The 22,664-nt window shown below is 57.3% G+C and carries 15 protein-coding genes; 4 read left to right on the plus strand and 11 right to left on the minus strand.

The window, feature by feature from the left end:
• Positions 1–134 precede the first annotated feature (134 nt).
• A complete protein-coding gene (locus AAGD24_RS14560; protein ID WP_199480383.1) occupies positions 135–2,222 on the plus strand; it encodes an EAL domain-containing protein in 2,088 nt (695 codons plus the stop codon).
• A 39-nt stretch (positions 2,223–2,261) separates the two neighbouring features.
• Here the strand turns inward: AAGD24_RS14560 and serB are convergent, their stop codons facing one another.
• Positions 2,262–3,485 carry a phosphoserine phosphatase SerB gene (gene serB, locus AAGD24_RS14565; protein WP_136633265.1) on the minus strand — a complete coding sequence of 408 codons (1,224 nt, stop codon included), beginning with the start codon at positions 3,483–3,485 and terminating at the stop codon, positions 2,262–2,264.
• Positions 3,478–5,802 (minus strand): DNA topoisomerase IV subunit A, encoded by a 2,325-nt coding sequence (gene parC / locus AAGD24_RS14570; protein WP_036209686.1) that lies wholly within the window; start codon positions 5,800–5,802, stop codon positions 3,478–3,480. Before parC ends, serB begins: the two co-directional genes overlap by 8 nt.
• A gap of 210 nt (positions 5,803–6,012) precedes the next feature.
• On the opposite strand from parC, the gene AAGD24_RS14575 reads away from it, so the two are divergent.
• Together AAGD24_RS14575 and AAGD24_RS14580 are read left to right on the plus strand one after the other, a co-directional pair.
• Complete coding sequence (locus AAGD24_RS14575; protein ID WP_036209682.1) at positions 6,013–6,252, plus strand: hypothetical protein; 240 nt, start codon at positions 6,013–6,015, stop codon at positions 6,250–6,252.
• Positions 6,253–6,357: 105 nt separating this feature from the next.
• Positions 6,358–7,995: a methyl-accepting chemotaxis protein gene (locus tag AAGD24_RS14580; RefSeq protein ID WP_151982682.1), complete on the plus strand. Its 1,638-nt coding sequence runs from the start codon at positions 6,358–6,360 to the stop codon at positions 7,993–7,995.
• 62 nt (positions 7,996–8,057) lie between these two features.
• On the opposite strand, the gene AAGD24_RS14585 is transcribed toward AAGD24_RS14580, so the two are convergent.
• Positions 8,058–8,639, minus strand: coding sequence for a YceI family protein (locus AAGD24_RS14585; RefSeq protein WP_036209679.1), 582 nt, complete (start codon positions 8,637–8,639; stop codon positions 8,058–8,060).
• 53 nt (positions 8,640–8,692) lie between these two features.
• Positions 8,693–9,253, minus strand: a complete 561-nt coding sequence (locus AAGD24_RS14590) for a cytochrome b (RefSeq protein ID WP_036209677.1) — start codon at positions 9,251–9,253, stop codon at positions 8,693–8,695.
• A 553-nt stretch (positions 9,254–9,806) separates the two neighbouring features.
• On the opposite strand from AAGD24_RS14590, the gene AAGD24_RS14595 reads away from it, so the two are divergent.
• The gene (locus AAGD24_RS14595) at positions 9,807–11,102 is read left to right on the plus strand and encodes an EAL domain-containing protein (protein ID WP_036209674.1); all 1,296 of its coding nucleotides are present in this window, start codon (positions 9,807–9,809) and stop codon (positions 11,100–11,102) included.
• On the opposite strand, the gene AAGD24_RS14600 is transcribed toward AAGD24_RS14595, so the two are convergent.
• The 7 genes from AAGD24_RS14600 to AAGD24_RS14630 form a co-directional block, all read right to left on the minus strand.
• Positions 11,089–12,864, minus strand: coding sequence for an SLC13 family permease (locus AAGD24_RS14600; RefSeq protein WP_379865484.1), 1,776 nt, complete (start codon positions 12,862–12,864; stop codon positions 11,089–11,091). The two genes, AAGD24_RS14595 and AAGD24_RS14600, sit on opposite strands and share 14 nt — an antisense overlap.
• Before the next feature lie 101 nt (positions 12,865–12,965).
• Positions 12,966–14,861 (minus strand): DNA topoisomerase IV subunit B, encoded by a 1,896-nt coding sequence (parE, locus tag AAGD24_RS14605; protein ID WP_091640957.1) that lies wholly within the window; start codon positions 14,859–14,861, stop codon positions 12,966–12,968.
• Positions 14,862–14,975: 114 nt separating this feature from the next.
• On the minus strand, positions 14,976–15,467 hold the full coding sequence (locus AAGD24_RS14610) for a protease complex subunit PrcB family protein (RefSeq protein ID WP_075196546.1): 492 nt from the start codon (positions 15,465–15,467) through the stop codon (positions 14,976–14,978).
• Complete coding sequence (locus AAGD24_RS14615) at positions 15,464–18,103, minus strand: S8 family serine peptidase (protein WP_379865486.1); 2,640 nt, start codon at positions 18,101–18,103, stop codon at positions 15,464–15,466. The genes AAGD24_RS14610 and AAGD24_RS14615 overlap by 4 nt, the downstream gene beginning before the upstream one ends.
• Before the next feature lie 177 nt (positions 18,104–18,280).
• Positions 18,281–20,332 carry a TRAP transporter large permease subunit gene (locus tag AAGD24_RS14620; protein WP_379865488.1) on the minus strand — a complete coding sequence of 684 codons (2,052 nt, stop codon included), beginning with the start codon at positions 20,330–20,332 and terminating at the stop codon, positions 18,281–18,283.
• 16 nt (positions 20,333–20,348) lie between these two features.
• Positions 20,349–21,359 carry a putative solute-binding protein gene (locus AAGD24_RS14625; RefSeq protein ID WP_036209655.1) on the minus strand — a complete coding sequence of 337 codons (1,011 nt, stop codon included), beginning with the start codon at positions 21,357–21,359 and terminating at the stop codon, positions 20,349–20,351.
• 58 nt (positions 21,360–21,417) lie between these two features.
• A complete protein-coding gene (locus AAGD24_RS14630; protein WP_036210312.1) occupies positions 21,418–22,479 on the minus strand; it encodes a hypothetical protein in 1,062 nt (353 codons plus the stop codon).
• Positions 22,480–22,664: the final 185 nt, after the last annotated feature.

Below are 22,664 nucleotides of genomic sequence, written 5' to 3' on the forward strand. Positions count from 1 at the left end.
TATGAACCCGCCCGAAGGGTTGTTATTAACCGGTAACCCCTGCATCATTCAGCGTTAGTGAAAGCCGGCCCCGTGCTCTGAGTTCTACGACAGGTGTCGGCACAGCCAACGTGTATCACGAGACATCTGACGAAATGCAGAAAAAGAACGCAACCGTACACCTGCTCATCCTTGATCCGTCCCAGAACGACGCCGAGACCCTGGTCAGCCTGCTCCGAAACTCGGGCAAAGCCACGCGAGCCCATCGCATCACGTCCGAGGAAGACCTTGAAGAAACCCTGAAAACGGGTAACTGGGACCTGCTTTTAGCGCGCGACGATGTTGAACAGGAGTTCGGCGCAGATGGCGCCCTGGCGATGATTCGGCGCTTGGACAAGGACATTCCGTTCGTTCTCCTGACCGGCGAATTCAATCGCGAGCGCACAGTCTCCATTATGAAAGCCGGTGGACAGGACACGGTTCCGTTCGAGAACACGGATCAGTTGGTGCTGGTGGTTAACCGGGAGCTGAGCGCCCTGGAGGATCGGCGGCGTCGCAGGACTCTCGAATCCCACCTACGGGAATCTGAACAACGCTGCCAGCTTCTGCTGGAAAGTTCCAAGGACGCCATCGCCTACATTAACGATGGCATGCACATCTACGCCAACCAATCGTACATGGAGTTCCTGGGCTACGACGACATCGACGACCTGATCTGCATCCCTGTGCTCGACACCCTGACACCGGAAAGCCAGGAAAAATACAAGGAGTTCATGAAATCCTTCGCCGATAGTGGTGAGGATGGCATGACCATGAACTGCGTCGCCCGCCGCAGTGACGACCAGGAACTCAGCGTCACCATGTCGGTATCCGCAGCGACGTATGATGGTGAGACCTGCACCCAGATCGTGATCCAGCCAGAGCACAGCGACGCGGAGCTGGAAGAGAAGATTCGTCAGATCAGCAGCCAGGACCTGCTAACCGGCCTGTTCAACCGTCAATACCTGATGGATGCCTTGGGCCAAACGATTGCGACGGCTGGCAAGGACAACAAGACTGGTGCACTGGCCTATATCGCCCTGGACAACTTCATGAGCCTGAAAGGTCAGGTGGGCATTGCCGGCGCCGACCTGATGCTTGGCGACCTGGCTACTCTGCTGAAGGAGCAGGCGCCGGAGAATATGGTCCTCGCCCGCCTCAGCGACGACGCCTTCTGCCTGCTGTGCCAGCCGTGCGAAGAGAAAGCCATGGCGGAGCAATGTGAAGCCATTCGCAAGAAGGTCGAAGACCATCTGTTCGACATCAACGGCCGCACGGTACAACTGACTCTCAGCATCGGCGTTGCCGCGATTACCGAGAATGCACCCAAGGCACCGGACCTGATGGGCCGGGCCCACACCGCCTCATCGGAGCTGAAGAAAAAGCCGGGCCATGAGCAGGGCAACGGCGTTCTGGTGTACAACCCGGCAGATTACGAGGCCATGGATGAAAGCAACTCGGTCGATGCCATCCAGAAAGCCCTGGATGACAATCGCTTCAAGCTGCTTTTCCAACCCATTATCAATCTACGCGGCGAGGGTGAAGAACACTACGAGGCCTTCGTCAGGATGTTGAACAAGGACAACGAGGAAGTCTCACCGTACGACTTCCTGCCGCCCGTTGGCCCCTCGGAGATGGCTATCAAGATTGACCGCTGGGTGATTCTGCAGACCATCAAGCAGCTTTCCAGCCATCGATCGCGCGGGCACGATACCCGCCTGTTCCTGAACGTGACGGCAGAGACCCTGGAAGACAAAACCTTTACCCCCTGGCTGAGCGTGGCCCTGAAGGCAGCTCGCCTGCCGGGCGACTCACTGATCTTCCAGATACGCGAAGGTGATGCCAACAACTACATGAAACAGGCCAAAGAGTTCGCCAAGGCGGTTCACGAGCTGCACTGCAAGGTCTCGATCTGCCAGTTCGGGTGCGCTCTGAATCCGTTCAATACCCTGAAGCATATCGACGTGGATTACGTGAAGATCGACGGTTCCTTTACTGAAGAACTTCAGAAGAAGGACGACGCCAAGGAAGAGGTCAAGGAAATGGTCAAGAGCCTGCAGAGTGCAGGCAAGCTGACCATCGTGCCTCTGGTCGAGAACGCCAGCGTGCTTGCAACCCTGTGGCAGGCTGGAGTGAACTACATCCAGGGCTATTATCTGCAGGCCCCGGTTCCGGAGATGAACTACGACTTCGGTGACCACTGAAGAATCGCGCGGCATAGCCCTCCCATGCCGCGCGTTCTGCTACCTTTCCCGGGCCTGCAGACTGTCGCTTTCCCTGAACCCGATCAGGTAGAGGATCGCATCCAGCCCCAGCGTCGAAATCGAATGCCGTGCGGATTCCTTGACCAGGGGTTTGGCCCGAAAAGCCACCCCGAGCCCCGCCTGGCTTAGCATGGGCAGATCATTGGCACCATCACCCACCGCAATGACCTGTTCCCGTGAAATATGCTCGCGTTCCGCAATTTCCTGAAGCAGTTCCGCCTTGCGCTTGCCATCAACAATCTGGCCCGACACCCTGCCCGTCACCTTGCCGTTTTCAATTTCCAGCTCGTTGGCGTACACATAGTCAATCCCGAGTTTTTTCTGCAGATGGCGAGCAAAGTAGGTGAAGCCACCAGACAGTATCGCCGTTCGGTAGCCCAGGGATTTCAGGCTCAGTATCAGGTGTTCCGCACCTTCGGTTAGATTCAGGCGGGCGGCGATGCCCTCAAGCACGGATTCATCCAACCCCTGGAGAAGCGCCAGACGCTCTGCAAAGCTCTGCCCGAAATCCAGCTCACCCTGCATAGCTCGCTCGGTGATCTCCGCCACCTGCGCCCCAACGCCGGCTTCCAAAGCCAGTTCGTCGATCACTTCGGCGTCGATCAGGGTGGAATCCATATCGAACACGACAAGCCGTCGATTACGGCGGAAGATGGAGTCCTCCTGGAAGGCAATATCCACGTTCATCTCTCCGGCGATATGCAGGAAGTCGGAGCGCAGCTGTTCGAGATCAGATGGTGTGCCACGGACAGAAAATTCCACGCAGGCAATGCGGTTCTCGGAGGAATTCAGCGACGGGCGGGCAGAAAGCCGGCTGATGTTATCGATGTTCAGGCCATGGCGAGCGGTAATCGCAGACACCCGCGCAATTTGCTCGGCCTTGATATCCCGCGACAGCAGCGTGACGATGTAACAGGCGCGGTTACGCCCCTCCGCCCACTGCTGATACTCCTCGATCGTAATCGGCGCAAAACGCACCTGCAGATCCAGCGCATGCAGTCGGAACAGAAGGTCGCGAATCACCGGTGAGGATTTGGACTCATCGGGGATCTCGATCAGGATACCCCAGGTCAGGTGGTCATGGATCACCGCCTGGCCGATATCCAGAATACGCACATCGTACTGTCCCATGATGCCGGTTATCTCCGACGTCAGGCCCGGCTTGTCGCGCCCCGAAACGTTAATCAGAACCAGTTCACTCACTGTCAGGCTGCTCCTCTGCATTGGCAACGCTGTCTGCATCGGAAACGCCTGCCGCATTGCTGGCTGACTGAATCACATCTATCGCATCCACTCTCTGAAGCCCGCGAGGCAGTTTATGACCACGGCGGCCACGCTCGCCCAGGTAGTGCTCCAGATCGCTGAACTGAAGGCCCATCTTGCGCTTGCCGGCACGAATCTCCAATTGGTCGTCCTCAGCGAAAACGGCAACAGCCACCACATACTCTTCCCGGTTCTGAACCCGCGCCGAGGGAATGCTGATGATCTTGTTACCCTTGCCTTTGGCCAGCTCCGGCAGCTCGCTCAGCGGGAACACCAGCATCCGTCCTTCATTGGAAATGGCGCCCAGATAAAGCGGCTTGTCCGAGCCGGGCACCACCACCGGCGACATGATCTTCGCCCCTTTCGGTACCGACACCACGGCCTTGCCGTTGCGGTTTTTGCTGATCATGTCATTTAGGGAGGTCACGAATCCGTAACCGCCATCGGTAACCAACAACACCTTCCGCGCTGGATCGCCCATCAGCAACCCAGAGAACGTTGCTCCCGACGGCGGATTGATACGGCCACTCAGAGGCTCGCCCTGCCCCCGCGCAGATGGAAACGTATGGGCGACCAGGGAGTAAGCCCGCCCCGTGGAGTCCAGGAATACCGCCTGCTGGTTATTACGCCCCTTGGCAGCCATGGCAAAACTGTCACCCGCCTTGTAGCTGAGCCCTTCCGGCTCAATATCATGGCCCTTGGCAGCACGGACCCAGCCCTTCTCCGACAACACGACTGTGACCGGATCGTTGGAAACCAATTCGGTTTCGCTGAAGGCCCTGGCTTCCCGGCGCTCGACAATGGGTGAACGACGATCATCCCCATAGGTTTCCGCATCCGCCAGCAATTCGTCCTTGATCAGCTCCCGCAGGCGGTCCTCGGAGCCAAGAATCGCCTGCAGCTCATCCCGCTCAGCCGACAGCTCGTCCTGCTCGCCACGGATTTTCATTTCCTCAAGCTTGGCCAGGTGACGCAACTTCAACTCAAGAATGGCTTCAGCCTGCTCTCCGGACAGCCCGAAGCGGGACATCAACTCTGCTTTGGGTTTATCTTCGTAGCGGATAATCGCGATAACTTCATCGATGTTCAGATAGGCCACCAACAGGCCTTCAAGAATATGCAGACGCGCCAGGACCTTATCCAACCTGTGCTGCAGGCGCCGGGTGACGGTGGTGCGACGGAAGCTGAGCCACTCCGTCAGCATTTCGCGCAGGCCCTTCACGCCCGGGCGGCCGTCATTGCCGATGACGTTGATATTCACCCGATAGGTTTTCTCCAGATCCGTGCTGGCAAACAGGTGGGCCATCAGCCCTTCTTGATCCACACGATTGGAGCGTGGAACGATCACCAGCCGGGTCGGGTTCTCATGGTCGGATTCGTCGCGCAGGTCCGCGACCATGGGCAGCTTTTTGGTCTGCATCTGCTGGGCGATCTGCTCCAGCACCCGGTTCCCGGAGACCTGATGAGGCAGGTCGGTCACCACGATTTCCCCGCTCTCATTAATCCAGCGCGCCCGCATTCTTAGCGAGCCCCGGCCGGTCTCGTACATCTGGCGAATATCCTTGCGAGGCGTAATGATCTCCGCGTAGGTGGGAAAGTCTGGCCCCTGGACATGCTCACACAGGTCATCGGTGGTGGCCTCCGGCTGGTCAAGCAGCCTTACACAGGCCGCTGCCACCTCCCGGACATTGTGCGGCGGGATGTCCGTTGCCATACCCACGGCAATACCGGTGGTGCCGTTCAAAAGTACGTGAGGCAGCCTCGCGGGCAATACTGAAGGCTCGTCCATGGTGCCATCAAAGTTTGGCACCCAGTCCACTGTGCCCTGCCCCAGCTCGCTGAGAAGGACATCCGCGAATTTCGCGAGACGGGATTCTGTATAACGCATGGCCGCGAAAGATTTGGGGTCGTCAGGCGCGCCCCAGTTGCCCTGGCCATCCACCAGTGGGTAGCGATAGGAAAACGGCTGAGCCATCAACACCATGGCTTCGTAGCAGGCACTGTCGCCATGGGGGTGAAATTTACCCAGGACATCGCCCACCGTACGGGCAGACTTCTTATACTTTGAGGTGGATTTCAAACCAAGCTCGGACATGGCGTAGATAATACGCCGCTGCACCGGCTTCAGTCCGTCTCCGACGTTGGGCAACGCCCTGTCCAGAATGACGTACATGGAGTAGTCGAGGTAGGCCTTTTCGGTGTAGTCCCGCAATGAAACCCGCTCAAAGCCTTCATCCGTGGTCTGAAACTCTGGCATGGATGCCCCTTTGTTATTGCCTGATATGAATTCCGCTGGTTATCCCGGCCTAAGCCGGGACTGCACATTATATGGAGGCGGGGACGGATACACCAACACCCCGTGGATTTTCCAATAGCGGAATTCCCGCATGGAGAGAGTGTAACCCTCACCGTATGCTCGCCATCAGTAAACGATGATCCGTTTCACGACATCCACGAGTGGAGAACTATGAGACCCAACCTGAAAGCCTGTGGGCAGGCGCTGATTACGGCCATGGTGAACGCTGTTCTTGCTCTTACCCTGATGCTCTTGGTGGAGTTTGCCATAACCGGCACTTTCCAACTGGCGGGCCCTTACCTGTGGGCGGGGTTGCTCATCGGACTGGTTATTTTCTTTGCCCAGTTCTGGCGCCAGCGCCATCTCTGCCGGAACGGACAATCGGCCCAGGAGTCCCCTGATACGCTTTAAGGGTATTCCTGCCAACCACACCTCATAAGCAACCCGCTAACACTGACAACCTTCTTTCCGATGCTATCCTGACTAAACGCGTCTTCAGAAAAGCAGGAAGGAAAGATGAATTTCAAGAATTCCTTAGGCCTGAGAGCCAAGATCGCTTTACCTTTCGCAATTTCCGCCATCGCTTTGATCGTCATCGGTCTTTTTAGCGTCTTGACGGCACGGAATCTGGTATCCGACACAGATACGCTCTCCGAACGTTATCTTCCCGCCGTAAGCGAAGCGCTCAACGGCGATCGAGACCTTTATCAGGCCCTGGTCGCGCAAATGTCTTTTATCAGCGCAACGGAGAACAATGAATCTCCGGACCAGCATCAGGCTGACTTCGAGGAAAACGCTGACCAAGCACTGGAGAGGCTGGAGAAAGCGATAGAACGCCTGCAAGGCACTGGTATCTCCGAGAAAACCGAGAGTTTTCGCAAAACCTATGACCTCTGGCTGGAGACCGCTCGAGAGTCCATGCGGACTGCACAGTCAGGAGACCCCGCCGCGGGGCACAGGCTACTGACTGAACAAAGCAACCCGCTGTTCAGTGAGCTCAGGGATTACTACGACCAGGTGGGGGTTCACGCCGATGAGCAGGCTCAGATTGTAGCCAACGAAGCATCTCAGGAGGGGGCTGCCAGCTCGGCCTTTATACTGGTCATCACCGCCAGCGCTGTCATAGCCGGCATTCTTCTGTTTATCGTGTTCCTCCGGATGATTATTGCGTCCGTTGGTGTGCTAAGGAAGCAACTTGACAACATTGCCCGGGGCGAAGGAGACCTCACACAACGCATTCCCGTGGAAATGGACGATGACCTCGGCAAACTGGCCACGAGCTTTAATCAGGTGCTGGAAAACCTCCAGGCCATGATCGGCTCCATCCAGGACCTCAGCAAGCAACTTGGCTCGGGCGCATCCGAGCTGTCCAGTGCGGCGCGCGACAACAGCGACGGGATAACACGGCAAACAGATGCTATCTCCATGGTCGCCACGGCCATCAATGAGATGCAAAGCGCCATTGAAGAAGTGGCGGGCAATGCATCACGTGCGGCCGACATTACCAAACACGCCCAGGAAAAAGGCCGCAACGGGGCCACCATCATTCGCAACTCCTCCGTCCAGGTACAGCGACTGGCGGCGCAGATTTCCAAGGCGGTGGAGGTTATACGCAAGCTGTCACAGGACTCGGAGAACATCACCTCGGTACTGGATGTTATCCGCGAGATTGCAGACCAGACCAATCTGCTCGCCCTCAACGCCGCCATCGAGGCCGCCCGGGCCGGCGAACAGGGACGGGGGTTTGCGGTTGTGGCCGATGAGGTTCGCACCCTGGCCAAGCGCACCCAACAATCCACGGAAGATATCCAGGCCATGATCACTGCCCTGCAGACCGGCGTTGCCGATATCGTTGCGGTGATGGAGACCGGCAGCAAGGAAGCGGTGGAAACTGAAAAGCTGGCCACGGAGGCGGAGGCGGAGCTTCAGGGCATCCTCGAATCCATGGCGGATATCAGCGACATGAACACCAGCGTGGCTTCAGCCACCGAGGAACAAACCCAGGTAATTGACGAAATCAACCGAAGCGTGACTGAAATCAATGATCTGGCGTCAGAGAGCATGACGCGCTCAGGCAGCATCGACCGCATTAGCGAATCGCTGGATGGCTATGCCAGGGAACTTGAGCAGCAGACAGGCCGGTTCAAGGTGTGAATTTGAAGGAAGGAGCATTGCCGCCTCCGGACTAAAACCTGAAGGCGGCATTTAGAAAGCTTTTACTGGCGAATGCCTTCGACAGAAATGATCATCTCAACCGTTTCAGACGCCTTGCCCAGATCCATGGGGATACCGAAGTCCGTCAACTTGAATTCGGTTTCAGCTTCAAACCCCATGCGGTAACCACCCCATGGATCGTCACCATGCCCGAGCATTTCCACGTCCAGGGTGACCTCTTTCGTCACACCACGCAGGGTCAGGTCACCGACGATATCGGCCTCGCCCTCATCGTCCACAACCACTCTTTTACTCTTGAACGTGGCCTCAGGGAATTCGTCAACGTACAGGAAGTCTTCCGAGCGCAGGTGCTTGTCACGCTCGGCGTGGTTGGAATCAACGCTGGATGTGTCCACGGCAACTTCAACGGAACTGTTCGCCGGGTTTTGTGCATCGTAGACAAATTCACCATCGAAATCGTTGAACCGACCATACAACCAGCTATAGCCCAGATGGGAAATCTTGAACGTAATAAACTGGTGGGAACCCTTGGTATCAAAAGCATAGGTTCCACTGTGCTCGGATGCCTGGGCTCCGCCAGACACCGCAAGTGCAACCGCAGATGCAAGCAGCAATTTTTTCATGTTCATCTCCTTGTTTAAACAGCCCGTAGGCACGATTGAATCGATAGTCTGAATTACGATTGGCGGCGGCCTGAACCCAACATGCGTCGAAGGGTGTCGTCCCGGTCAATCAGATGATGCTTAACCGCAGCCAGACCGTGTACCCCGGCAAGCACGACAAGTGCCCAGGTAGACCAGTAATGGACAAGCCCGGCGGTGTCCTCCATCCCCTTAATCTGGCCGGTCACCGAAGGCACATCAAACCAGTTGAACACACTTATTGAGGACCCATCCGCCGTCGAAATGAGATACCCACTGGCCATAGCAACAAAAATCAGCACATAGAGCAGAGAGTGTGCGCCATGAGCGGCCAACACTTCCAGTCGGCTATGGCTCGGGAGTGCACGCGGCAGCGGATTGAACAGTCGCCACACCAGGCGAAACAGCATGACCAACAGCAGCAATATACCGATACTTCTATGGATATCCGGGCCGGTGCGATACCAGTCGTCGTAATAGGATAGATCCACCATCCAGTAACCCAGCCCGAATAGGCCAAACACCGCTACAGCCACCAGCCAATGAATGGCTACGGATACCACACCAAAATTACTGCTCGAATTGCGTACCTGCATGACGCTTAACGTCCCACTCCCTGATACCAGACAAGATCCCAACAGTTTAGGAAGAGCCCCGCACAAAACCAATCAAAATGTTTTGGAGACGAAGATCAGATTTTCTGATGAACAACCCCATACGTACGATCCCTTATACCTTTGGTCTGATACGGGTTTTACGGATTGTGGAAAACAATGGGTACGATAAACTTTTTACATACTTCATTTACCCGGTTCGGGTCACTCAGTGAACGAGAGGAATAAACATGGAACTTGAATTCGACGAATCCGTCGCAGTACCCAGCAACAACTGATTCCCTGCAGCTCCCACCGGAGCTGCCGGACACCGGTCCTGCTCACCCACCTGCGCATTGCCGCCTGACGTTGCCTGTTTTTACATGAAATAGTGGTAATAACCCGCTGTTTTTGGCACTCTTCTGTCTATCTAGACCATCCTGTTCGTGCTGACTGATTTACTTTCCTATAAGTCAACGAAATGCGACCAGGATCAACAGATCGGGCTGCCACAGGCTTTCCCGATGTTTTCGTTTATCCGGACCAGAAAAGGCCTATGTCGCGAACCCTCCCAGAGCAGATGACCGCACCGGAAGTTGATGTGCTGTCGCCTATGTTAACCAGGGAGGGGGAATCATGGACGGCCGACTACCAGGGCCTGACTTTACGAACGGCGCTGCAGCCAATATTCAGTATTTCCCACAAACGGGTTGTCGGCTACGAAGCGCTGATTCGCGCCTTTGATACCGATAATGCTGCGGTATTACCCCTTCATTTGTTCGAGCTACCGAGCTCTGACGCCGAAAACCTGCTGCTTGATCGCCTTTGCCGATACCTGCACATCAGCAACTATTCCGGATTCCAGGACCAGCTGAATTGGCTGTTCCTGAACGTATCTCCCCGTGTGGTTTCAGCTGGCAACCGTGCCGACAGCTTTTTCGGCGAACTGTTGAAGAAAACGGGCCTGCCTCCCCATCGCATCGTGATGGAGATTGTGGAGCAGCCAACGGACGATGCAGAACGACTGCGTGAAACCGTTGCCTACTACCAACAGCTGGGCTGCCTGACCGCTATCGATGACTTTGGTGCTGGGCATTCCAACTTTGAGCGCATCTGGAACCTGTCACCGGATATCGTGAAGCTGGACCGTAAGCTTCTGACTCGGGCCACAGACGACCACAAGGCCAGACAGATACTCAACGGCATCGTCTCTTTGCTGCATCAGTCTGGGTGCCTAGTGCTCCTTGAAGGCGTGGAAACTCACGACCAGGCAATGATTGCTATCGACGCGGGCGTTGATTTTGTCCAGGGATTCTATTTCAGCAGGCCAAGTACTGCCCTGGCGGACATTCCCCACAAAGTGACGGACCTGGACGGGTTACTGAGAGACTATAAGAGCAAAAACCGGATAACGAGAGACCCAACACAGCAACTGATTTCCTACTTCGAGGATTTCTTTCGTAGTGCCGTAGACACACTCTCGCAGGGCATGCCGATGAACGAGGCATGCAGTAGCCTGCTGAATCATCCTGCGGTGTCGCGGTGTTACCTGGTCGATGCCAACGGCGTACAAATTGATGACACCATGGTATCGGACGCCACAGCCCGGGGCCTGGACCCTCGATTCCGGCCGCTGGAAAGCACCACCAGTGCCGACTGGTATCGCCAACAGTATCTACGCCAGGCCATTGCCCAGCCAGGCCATGTTCATATAACCGCGCCCTACCTCTGTATTACCGGCGCATACATGTGCGTTACCCTGTCCCTCGGTTACTACCACAAGGGCGAGCTGAGGGTTCTTTGCTGCGACATTCTCGCCAACCCTACCGAAACCGCCCTCAGGAAAGGCTGATCCCGTAGACCACCGAGATCACGCCGACGGTCACCAGCCCGATAAACAGGTTCATCGGCAGGCCTACTTTTACGAAGTCCATAAACCGGTATCCCCCTGGCCCAAACACCATCATATTGGTCTGGTAGCCCAGTGGTGTGGCAAAACTGGCGGATGCCGCCATCATCACGGCGATAACATAGGGCTCTGACGCGATCCCCAGGGCCGTTGTCATTGACAGTACAATGGGTAGTACCAACACTGCGGCTGCGTTGTTGGTAATGACCTCGGTCAGCGCCGATACCGCGAAGTACACCAGCAGGATGGTCAGCAGTGGGTGACCACTGCTCACCTCCAGAATGCCCGTCGCAACATAACCTGCAGCCCCGGTTTCCTGAAGCGCAGCCCCTAAGGCAAATGACGCAGCAATTGTAAGCATCACTGGTACATCCACCGCTTTCTGCGCCTGACCGACGGAACAGCAACCGCTAAGAACCATCAGGGCCGCCCCCATCAGTGCGGCGTTCAGCATGCTCAATGCCCCAAAAGCGGCAGCGCCCACGAGCACCAGCAGGATGCCCCAGGACAGATAGGCACGGTCATGGCGGGGTGTTTCGGTTTCCAGGTCGTTGATCAGCAGGAAGTCCTTGGCGTATCGCTGACGACTGACAAAAGCGGGACGTGCCTCCAGCAACAGAACGTCGCCGGTTTTCAGACGAATATTGCCGAGATTGCCCGACACCCGCTCACCACCCCGGGCGACTGCCAATACCACCGCGCCATAGCGATCCCGAAAACGGGCATCCCGGATGGTCAGACCCAGCACTTCCGACTGCGGGGACAGCGCGGCTTCAACCAGCCGGCGCTCTGCCCGGTCTTTACTCAGGCTTGGCTCATCATCGTGTACCGAAGGGACAATACCGTTGATTCGCAGCAGATCGGAAATAGCCTGGGTATCGCCAGCAAAGACCAACCGGTCACCGCCTCGAAGGCGTTCTTCCGAAGGTACCGCCGTAACAACGCTGCCATCCCGCTCAATCTCGACGAGGTACAGCCTCTCCAACTCACGCAGCCCGGCCTCTCCGACACTCTTGCCCACCAACGGCCCATCAAAGGCAACTGCCACCTCCAGGGTGAACTCCCGCATGGAACCGAACTTCTGCTGGTCCTTACGATCCGGAAGCGCCCTCGGTAACACCAGAAGCATGACAGCCAAGCCGATCACAACAACCGGCAACCCAACGGCGGTGATGGAAAAAATCGAGAAACCGCCCTCCCCGGTCAATTGCTGGTACTGGCCATTGACCACCAGGTTGGTGCTGGTGCCAATCAGGGTGAGGGTACCACCCAGAATGGCGGAGTAACTCAGGGGGATCATCAGTTTCGAGGGTGATATGCCAATCTTGCGGGACCAGGCATGGACCGCGGGAATCATGGTGGCCACTACCGGGGTGTTGTTGAGGAAGCCGCTCAGCAACGCGACAGGGAATGCGATGCGGGCCTGGGCCGAGCGCACCGTACGAGGTGACCTGAGCAGGTGATGGACAACCAGGTCTACTCCACCGGAATGGTGAATGCCCGCCGCCACCACGAACATGGCAACCACCGTGATCAATCCACTGTTACTGAATCCGGCAAGGGCCTGATCGGCACTGATAATGCCGCTGGCACTGAGAACGATGAGTACACCCAGCATGACGAGATGCGGGCCGAACCGCCCGACACTCATCAATAATAACGCCACACCCGTAAGGCTTAATGCAAACCAGCCCTGCCAATCCATCTGGTGGTCCTTTGGATAAAAGGGGCAGGATAACGAGTTTGCCGAATACTTAGAAAGAATAAAGGATGCTGTTTAAAGCACCAGAAGAAATATAGGACGATTCAGACTTCGATATCCGCCATATTTCCGTAAGTCTCCAGCCAGGTGCGGCGGTCAGACGCCCGCTTTTTACCCAGCAGCATGTCCATGCGGCTGTCGGTATCGTCGCCGTCTTCAATGGTCAGCATCACCAGCCGGCGGGTATCCGGCGCCATTGTCGTCTCCCGCAACTGGAGCGGATTCATCTCGCCCAGGCCCTTGAAACGGGTAACGGAAATCTTGCCGCGACGGTTTTCGGCCGCCAGCCGGTCGATAATGCCCTGCTTTTCGTGCTCATCAAGGGCGTAAAAAGTTTCCTTTCCCAAATCAACACGATACAGCGGGGGCATGGCAACAAATACGTGGCCGGCAGCAACCACCGGTCGGAAATGCTTGACGAACAACGCGCACAACAGGGTGGCGATGTGTAGGCCATCGGAGTCAGCGTCCGCCAGGATGCAGATCTTGTTGTAACGCAGGCCTTCCAGTTTGTCGGAGCCAGGATCTACCCCAATGGCAACGGCAATGTCATGGACTTCCTGGGAAGCAAGAATTTCGCTGGAGTCCACTTCCCAGGTGTTGAGGATCTTGCCTCGCAGGGGCATGACCGCCTGAAATTCACGGTCACGAGCCTGTTTCGCGGAGCCGCCGGCGGAGTCACCCTCAACCAGAAAGAGTTCCGAGCGGTTGGTGTCGCTGCCGGAACAATCCGCCAGTTTTCCGGGCAAAGCCGGACCGGATGTGACCTTTTTGCGGGCCACTTTCTTGCTGGCCCTGAGACGACGCTGGGCATTGCTGATGAACAATTCAGCGAGTGCTTCAGCAATGTCCGTATGCTGATTCAGCCACAAGCTGAACGCGTCCTTCACCACACCGGAAATAAACGCGGCAGCTTCCCGGGAGGACAACCGTTCCTTTGTCTGGCCGGAAAACTGGGGTTCCTGCATCTTGAAGGACAACACATAGGCGCAGCGTTCCCAGATGTCTTCAGGAGACAACTTGACGCCCCGGGGCAACAGGTTACGGAACTCACAGAACTCCCTCATGGCCTCCAGCAGGCCGGTACGCAGGCCGTTCACGTGGGTGCCGCCCTGGGCGGTCGGAATCAGGTTAACGTAACTCTCCATAACCGCTTCGCCACCTTCCGGCAACCACTGGAACGCCCAGTCCACCGCTTCCTTGTTGCCGGAAAAGCTGCCCGTGAACGGCTCCAGCGGTACGGCTTCGATGTCGGCAAGCTCGGTGCGCAGGTAGTCCCGCAAACCGCCCTCGTAGCACCATTCATCTTTATCACCGGTGTGTTCCTGCAGGAAAGTGACGTTCAGGCCGGGACAGAGAACGGCCTTGGCGCGCAGGTTGTGGCGCAAACGGCTGACGGAAAATTTCGGGCTGTCGAAGTAGCTTGGGTCCGGGGTGAACTTCAATCGGGTACCGGTGTTCCGCTTGCCCACAGAGTCGACAACTGTTAGTTCCGTCTTCTTGTGGCCGTTGGCGAAGGTCATCCGGTGCAGTTGCCCATCACGCTTGATGGAAACCTCAAGGAGCGTCGACAGGGCGTTGACCACCGAGACACCTACCCCATGCAGGCCACCGGAAAAGTTGTAGTTACCCTGGGAGAATTTACCGCCGGCGTGGAGGCGGGTCAGAATCAGCTCCACACCCGGAACCCCATGTTCCTTGTGCATGTCGACCGGCATCCCGCGGCCGTCGTCTTCCACGCTCAGGGAACCATCGCTGTGCAGGACGACATCGATCCTGCGGGCGTGCCCCGCCAGCGCTTCGTCGACACTGTTATCAATGACTTCCTGAGCCAGATGGTTGGGCCGACTGGTATCGGTGTACATGCCTGGGCGTTTGCGGACAGGGTCCAGACCACTCAGAACTTCAATGGCATCGGCGTTGTACTGTTTCTGGCTCATGGGAAGGAAGCGACTCCACGGGTTTGTTATAAAACTGGCCCATAGCTTAGGGATTCGCAGGGAAAGATCAACGGTTGTTTTGTGCTGGTGTGGATCAGCACGGCCCCGGCGCCGTTAACGCTGTCGCGAGAAACGCCCGAGGCCTTCCCCGGACACCCGCAACTGCTCCCACTCTTCGGGGCTGATGGCGATCACTGCACAGGGTGTGGTCAACGCCTGGGTTACCATGGCGTCTGCCGCCGGCCGCCTGACCTTGACCGCCAACTCCAGAACATCGTCTACGATCTCGGATGACGTCAGTGTCAGGCCGTAGCCGCCAGTGGTTTTCTGCCCCAGCCCCACCAACACCAGATGTTCCTCATTGAAATCAATGGCGCGAAGCATGCTCAGCGCCAGGTTTCCGGAGGGCAGTTGGGCAAGCTTGTCCAGATCTCCGGCACTGGACACATAGACCAGTCCCGGCGCCGTGAGCCCACAGTGATCGGACTCAGTGACCTGTCTCGCCAGAGGCGCACCATCAGCGGTCGCCGAGCGATTGATCGCACAGCCTGTGATCAGACTGAGCACGAGTACACAGAGTGGTAGCAGCGTAAAACGGTAGGTCAACGGGTATTCTCCACGTTGCGGATCGGCTCACCGCCAGTTTTTGACTTCGGGCCTGATCTCAGGCGATACCCCTCAAAGCCCACTCTGGGCAGACCCAGGGAGGTAATGGTGGGCCGACGAAAACTGGTACTCAACCTTACCCCGCCTACCGGTTCTTCGCCAATAACGATTTTTTCAGGTAACCCATTGACCGGATATTCGGCACAGGCCTCGCCGTTTTCACAAATCAGCCCGTTGTTGTCCATGTCGCTGCCGGCAACCAGGAAATACTCACCGGCCTCAACCTCGTCAAACGCAAATTCGTACCGCCCCCGGGAGGCGGAGACAACGGCCTGCTCAAGAGTATCGCGCTCGTCGTCCGCACTGACCAGCAATACATAGTGTCGGCCTGCGTTCCGTTCATCCGATGAACTACCCAGGCTGAGAGATACCGGAATCATAAGCGTTGCAGCAGGTGCGCCGTCTGCTTGATAGGTAATCACCAGCGTTGCCATGTAGCGCCCGTCACCCCCCAGTTGCGTAGGGTCTGCGGTCACTGTCAGTGACAACGGTCGCGCATCGCTGGGTTCACTCACATCAAGCCATGGCGCACCAGGGTCCACGTCTGTGATGGTGACGCTCTCCCCTTCGGGGTAGGTCGAAAATACCAGCTGTTCACTAAGCACCGCAGCATTGAACTGTATAGCGGTGGGCGAGGAACCAAGAGTGATTGGGAAATTGCCGTCCAGCGCCGCATCCATCGCTGCCAGTGCGTTGATCTGCCCCGCTCCGTATTCAAACGCGGGCCCCACATCGTCCGTAAGGTCACCATTTACCAGGAAACTCTGAAATCCGGCAGGGGTAAGGGTCGGCACTTCCGCCTTCATCAGGGCGTAAACGCCCGCCACATGAGGTGCCGCCATTGAGGTGCCCTGCAGGCCAGCGTATCCCGGCTCGAATGAGCCCGTATCGTCGCGCCCCCAGCCGCTGACAATGACATCGGCCGTACCGTCCTGATTGGCATCCCTGCTTGCATCACCACCCGGAGCAACCACGTCGACGGACTGGCCAACGTTGGAATACGAGGCACGCACACTTCCGCCGTCTACAGCCCCCACTCCGACAACGTTGGGATAGGCAGCGGGGTAGGTAGGCTCGTCCGTGCCCTGGTTGCCAGCAGCGGCAACAATCAGTTTGCCGTTGCCACCATTCCAGGCGGCGTCGATCGCCTGCTTGAGCGCGTTGCTTGGGCCAAGCCCACCGAGACTGAGATTAATCACATCTATTTCATTCCGGCCGGCTGCCCAGTTCAGGGCGTCAATCAGGTCAGCGGACGACCCTACACCGTCACGCCCGAGCACCCGTACCGGATAGATAGTGGCCCCCGGCGAAACCCCGACGACACCCTGGGTGTTATCAACGGCAGCGGCAATACCTGCCACATGGGTTCCGTGGAAATTACTGCTCCGGGCCTTGCCGTCACCCGGGTCGGCGGGGTTTGTGTCACGTTGGCCACTGTCCTCCCGATCAATATCCAGATCACCCGATACGTAATCCATGATCTGCCCTGGGATCAGTTGCACATTGGCGCTCAAGTCCGGATGCCAGTCGCCCGTCGCCGTCGGTGGCGAGCGGAATACGCCGGTATCCATGACCGCGATACCAATATCTGCACCCGCACTCGGTGCGGCCTGCCAGGCCAACGGCGTTTGAATCAGCGGCAGACTCCATTGGCGACTGTAGAGTGGATCATTGTCCGGGGACACTTGTTGGGAGGAATAGAGGTAGTTCGGCTCCGCCGATGTCACACCGGGCTGTTGCTGCAACTCCCTGACCCATTCCAGGGTTTCCTGACGCGCACTTTCTCGCTGCCCGGACGACATGGTTGCCAGGTTTCGTGGCCGGTCACGGCGCAACAGCCAGGCACCTCGACCCAGTTCCCTGCGCTGTGACGTCGCCATCGCTGCGATCACTGGCTGGTTCCCCGAGGCTGGCGCGAGGGTGACTACGGCTTCATCAATCATGAATGGCGGCGTCGAGTAGCTGGTGTTCATCACGCTGGCTGTTCCCTCACCTGCCAGCGACAGCACGTACCGAAATGGAATACCGCTGGTGGTACTGACTTCCACCAGGTGAGAGCCGGGCTCGAAAGTGTCGTCGAGCACCTCGACCAGCGGTCGCAGATCACCCGAAGCAGACTGAGACGCCACTTCCACAACGGTTCCCGCCTGCTGTTTCAGTATCCGAAGAGAACGCTCCGGCGCCGCTGCGCCAGCGGGCAGGAGATCCTCCGGAGAACTGAACACCTGAAAAGAGACGCGGTCTCCGGGTGACAGGTCTACGGCGTAGACATCAACGGCATCTTCAAAGTACTGGAAAAAATTTGCGTAGGTATCGGAGCCAGAACTCAGATAGCCACCCACCGTTGCGCCCGGCGGCAGAGTCTGGGCAGACACGGCCGTGTTATTGGCGGTGGCAAGGTCAACACGACGATCATCTGCGGTATCGGAGTCCACCCGTGTACCGCTCTCGATGTCAATCACCCCACTCAGATCGGGTTGCGCCTCACTGCTACCACCGGATCCACCACCGCCGCAGCCTGCGAACAGCAATGTAAACGAGATCAAACCAGCAGTAACAGGAACAGTCCGAATCATAATGGGCTCACAAGGACGACAACTTAGAAGTGCGAGAACGACACCATATGCTTTCAGTATGGTACTCATTAAACGCCTATGAAACCGATTACGTTCCAAACCCATAATCGGATGCAAAAAACCGCCTGCAGGTTACCCCACAGGCGGTTTCGCGTCGGTGTCTCCGAGGCTCTATATCTACAGTGCGTAGAAAAACAGAGGCACGAACGCCGCCGTCAGCAATGTCGGTCCCATCACCACCAGTGGCAACAACAGTCTCTCATAGCGATGCCAGAACGAACCCGTGCGCTCAGCGGCCAACACCTCGGTTTCACCTACCACCTGCCGTGTCAGCAGATGGTTCAGTGCCACCGGCGGGCTCAGGTAGCCCAGTTCAAACGCCACCAGGCACACGATCCAGAAGTGCAGCGGGTCGATACCCAACTGGATGGCGGGCTGCGCGATGGTGGCCGACACCAGGATGACCGCGCCGAACGGGTCCATCACCATGCCGATAATGGTGAGCATAACCACAATCACCAACATGGCGATCCAGGGGCTGGTCAGGTTTTCCGGGAACAATGCGTGCACCACATCGGAACGTTCCAGGATGCCCCCGAGACAGATAGAGAAACCAATCAGCGCCAGCAGTGCGCCGATGTGTACGGCAGAGTCACTGGCGGCCGCCGTTGTGCGCATACAAAAAGCACGCACCCGGGATTGGCCCTGTTCGTTGGGATCCTTGCCCGAATCGAGATAGACCAGCGCCAGCATCACCAGCGGCAGGATCATCGGCGCGCTGTACTCATTGAATCCCAAACCGAGAACGACCCAGATGGCCAGGATAACCACCGCGGTAACGATGGCATAAGGCACCAGGGGGCGAAGCTGCGCCAGCGATTTACGGAATGCCCCCGGAGCCGGGCGAGGCTTCCAGTTGCCCTGGGTTTTACAGACAACCACAGAGAACAGAGTGGCCGACATAATAAACACCCAGAAACCCCAGCCGTACATTTCGGAGGTGGTCACTTCCTTGTTCAGCGCCGCCACAACCACGATCAGCAAACAGGGATTAAGAACCACCCCCAAGCTGCCGGACATGGCCGTGGTAGCCAGCGATAGCTGTCGCCCTGCTCCACTCTTGCGCATTTCATCGTAGACGACACCACCCACGGCCAGGATGAAAATCCCCGAGGCGCCAGTAAACGCAGTGGGAAAAGCGGTCGCGAATATCATCACCGAGGCCAGCATGGGCGCGGGCAGATGGTAAGGTTTGATGACGTTCAACAGCAGGTCCGGAATGCGAGTCTGCTTCAGCGCCATGCCCACAAGCACATAGAGCCCGATGTTGATAAACATCGATGACAGGTTGGTCATCATACCGAAATAGATCGCCAGGCCGGACGAGTAGCCGTCCACGAAGAAGAAATAACTCATCGCGATCAGGCCCATTGCGCAATACAGCGGCAGTACCAGGCCGGAGGACGCCGCCAGTGATCCCGGCCTCATTCGAGACGGCACCGACACAAACCGCATCAGGTTGATCACCATGAACAGCCCGAAGACTGCCGCCCAGGCGTATTGCAGCAAAGCGGTGCCTTCCGAGCCCGGCGAAGAGGATAACTTGCCCACGTAAGAGAACAGGGAGTACACCATCAGGCCATTGACCACAAACTGCATGCCCTGGCTCAGACGCCACTCTGACCGGTTGCGCGGCAATCGCAGGGCTATGTGATCGGCGTCGAAGGCCGAAATCGCCGCAGCCATGGCAAACATGGCGATAAACAGGAACTTGGTGAGCTCGATATTATCCAGCAGGAAATCCGCAAAGCCCTGTTCAACCGCCTTGTAAACTGCCAACGCCTCGGTGGCATGCTCCTGGTTTTCTTCATAGAGGCGATGCTTCTGCTGGCAGAGTGCCAGGTTTTTTTCCAGGGACTTGCGGATCGCATCCGGGTCCGGCGGCGAGCTGAAAAGATCGTCCGGATCTGGCTCGTAGGCCTCGACACGTTTCCTGACCTCTGCATCCACATCCATGGACAACGTGCAGGTCGGCTCCGTGGCGTCCGGGTCCAGCAGGTAGTAGTTCGGCCAGGTCTGCTCCCCCACCCACAGCATGCGCGAGTGGAGTGAGTTTCCCATACCCAGAAGAAGCGTAAAGATAAGGAGCAGCAGGAGGATAACCCCGTGCAATCGATGCACGGGGTACAGCGTTTTCGGGCCTGCCGCTGATAATGCTCGCCAGTTCATGGAGGGTCAGCCTTTATTATTCGCGGTCAGGCGCTGTGCACTCGGAGGCACCGGGATTGCTGGAGCAACGGATTTTGCTGAGCAGGCTCATCATCTTCGGGTGATAGACCTTATTGGCACCATCGGTTCCATCCCGAAGCTGCAGGCGGTTTTCCCGAAACATCTCCTGATAGCCTTCGATGTCAGCATCGGGAATACGGATCCACTTTTCCTCCGGAATGGCGGACTCCTGCCGCTGAATCAGGTCCATGGCCTGGCCGTACATCCCCCAGGCAACTTCACGGGACTTCTGAGCCGTGTCGTCGTCGAGCACATCGTCTCGGGCAATGACCTGGATGGTCAGTTGCGCCAGCGGATAATCAACGATGCCACCGTCTTCACCAATGCCCTTGTAGAGTTCCAGAGCTTCGTAGGCAAACGCCGGTGCGTAAGCCGTATCCACCGAGCCATTGTTGAACTTGCCGGCAAAGTTGGTGATGTCGGAGGGTACAACCGTCGCTTTCACATGGTTGACCATGTGGATGGCGTCCTTCTGGTAATCCAGTGTGGCCATGCGCTTGCCGGCCAGTTCACCAGCGGTATCAATGCTACGGTCATTGACGAACAGGTAGCCTGCACCCGCCGGAACAATGCCCAGCACCTCATAGTCGCCCTGTTTCATCAAGGGCGCTGCCTTGGCCTGCGCAAGCGTGGCGAGGGTTGTTTTCAGATCGTCATAGGTCGGGATCGCGCCAACGGCGCTGATGCTGCCGGTAAATCGGTTGAACGGGCGGGTCCGAAGATCCGTAGCGGCGACGGCGTCGCATTGTCCGGAATTGAAATCACCCACGGCAACCCCTTCGTCAGTGTAGGGGCGCAGTTCAAAATCAACCCCATGGGCTTTCATTTCCAGCGCATAGTCTTTGACCATGTTGTACATATCACCGTTTGCGCCGATCACATCGAAAACGCACATCGTCACAGACTGTGCGGCGGCCATCGGAGCAACTGCAGCAAAAGAAAGGGCAGCAAGGGATTTACGGATCATGAATGACCTCCGGGTCTTTCTTGTGTTTGTAGGTAATTACAGTGAGTCGAGGGCCTGCTTAGAGCAGGCCGTCCAGATCCATGGTTTCAGGCTCTTCGAGCCGTTCCGGGCTCAGTCTTCCGAAATAGGTACGGGGCGTGCGGTAGCCGTAGTTCGCTGTCCAATGCTTATCGGACGAGAACTGAATGACGTCTCGGGCGATCTCGTCTACCAGGCGATACTCAGCCCATACTTTGATCTCTCCATCCGCGTCGGCGAACCGCGCGATGACATCCTTGAGCACCTCCGGGCGACCAAACGTCTCTGCAGCCACGGCCTCAAGAGCCATGGACGCCCGTATACCCGATTCAACCCCCAGGCGGGAGCTATCCTCAAGCACTTCCCAGGGATCCGGAGACAGGCTGGGGCGGGTGTCCGGCAACAGCAACCACACCATGCCGCGTATGGCATTCGGTAAACCGCCCCATTTTTCGTTATCCAGGCATTCGGCGGCACGCTCCGCCCGGGGCGCAATATTGCGGGGAACCCCTGCCATGGCACCGGAGTTGGCGTCGTTCACGATGGCCTGCATGCCGGTCAGCAGGCCCAGCAGGAAAGTCAGCTCCTCCTGGTCATCGAACAGGAACGGACACTCGAATTCCTTTGCGGCCGGGTCAAAGTCATAGGCCGCCATGGCGCGCTGATAGGCGACATAGCGACGCTTGGCGGTTCGGGCATTCAGCCGCTTTGCTTTCTCCCGCGCGTCTTTTGCGGCAGGTACATCACCGGCAAAGTCAGCGCGCAGGTATTCCAGTTCCGCTTCCCATGCCTTGTATTCAGAGCAGTTCGCGGCCAGCAGCATCAACAGGGAACCGGTGCTCTCAGGCGCCTCGGTCACGCGGGAAAACGAGTACAACAGCGGGTCAACGCCCTCACCCAACGCACAGGCCATTTGCGGATCGGACATCTGCATGACGTAAGGGGTTGCTTCCCCCTCGGAGTAATTGGAGAGCACCACACCCGTTGTAGTGTAGATAGGGTTGGCCGAGCAACCGGCCAGAAACGTCACCACAAGAAGAAGCAGGTGACGGCTGCGAACGTTGAGGGCATGCCCAAAGGAATTCACCAGTGAGGAGTTCATAGTTCGTCCTGTTTGCATTGTTTTTATAGGTCGGGGGCGATCGCAATCACTGTCCCGTTCATCTTTGACGAGGGCAAGAATGCGTTGAATCTTGTCAGACAAAAATGGCTGGATTGCCGATTTGGTTATGCCGATCAGGCCAATGGCCCACATAGACGAGAGGAAATTATCTTTTAATCTCTTTA

Source organism: Marinobacter sp. M5B, from assembly GCF_042604615.1.
In the GTDB taxonomy this organism is placed as follows: Bacteria; Pseudomonadota; Gammaproteobacteria; order Pseudomonadales; family Oleiphilaceae; genus Marinobacter; species Marinobacter salarius.

Bases quoted from the DNA above. Each gene is read 5' to 3' on its own strand.
- AAGD24_RS14560 (WP_199480383.1), top strand. From the start codon at position 135: ATGCAGAAAAAGAACGCAACCGTACACCTGCTCATCCTTGATCCGTCC.
- parC (WP_036209686.1), bottom strand. From the start codon at position 5,802: ATGCCAGAGTTTCAGACCACGGATGAAGGCTTTGAGCGGGTTTCATTG.
- AAGD24_RS14575 (WP_036209682.1), top strand. From the start codon at position 6,013: ATGAGACCCAACCTGAAAGCCTGTGGGCAGGCGCTGATTACGGCCATG.
- AAGD24_RS14580 (WP_151982682.1), top strand. From the start codon at position 6,358: ATGAATTTCAAGAATTCCTTAGGCCTGAGAGCCAAGATCGCTTTACCT.
- AAGD24_RS14585 (WP_036209679.1), bottom strand. From the start codon at position 8,639: ATGAAAAAATTGCTGCTTGCATCTGCGGTTGCACTTGCGGTGTCTGGC.
- AAGD24_RS14590 (WP_036209677.1), bottom strand. From the start codon at position 9,253: ATGCAGGTACGCAATTCGAGCAGTAATTTTGGTGTGGTATCCGTAGCC.
- AAGD24_RS14595 (WP_036209674.1), top strand. From the start codon at position 9,807: ATGTCGCGAACCCTCCCAGAGCAGATGACCGCACCGGAAGTTGATGTG.
- AAGD24_RS14600 (WP_379865484.1), bottom strand. From the start codon at position 12,864: ATGGATTGGCAGGGCTGGTTTGCATTAAGCCTTACGGGTGTGGCGTTA.
- parE (WP_091640957.1), bottom strand. From the start codon at position 14,861: ATGAGCCAGAAACAGTACAACGCCGATGCCATTGAAGTTCTGAGTGGT.
- AAGD24_RS14615 (WP_379865486.1), bottom strand. From the start codon at position 18,103: ATGATTCGGACTGTTCCTGTTACTGCTGGTTTGATCTCGTTTACATTG.
- AAGD24_RS14620 (WP_379865488.1), bottom strand. From the start codon at position 20,332: ATGAACTGGCGAGCATTATCAGCGGCAGGCCCGAAAACGCTGTACCCC.
- AAGD24_RS14625 (WP_036209655.1), bottom strand. From the start codon at position 21,359: ATGATCCGTAAATCCCTTGCTGCCCTTTCTTTTGCTGCAGTTGCTCCG.
- AAGD24_RS14630 (WP_036210312.1), bottom strand. From the start codon at position 22,479: ATGAACTCCTCACTGGTGAATTCCTTTGGGCATGCCCTCAACGTTCGC.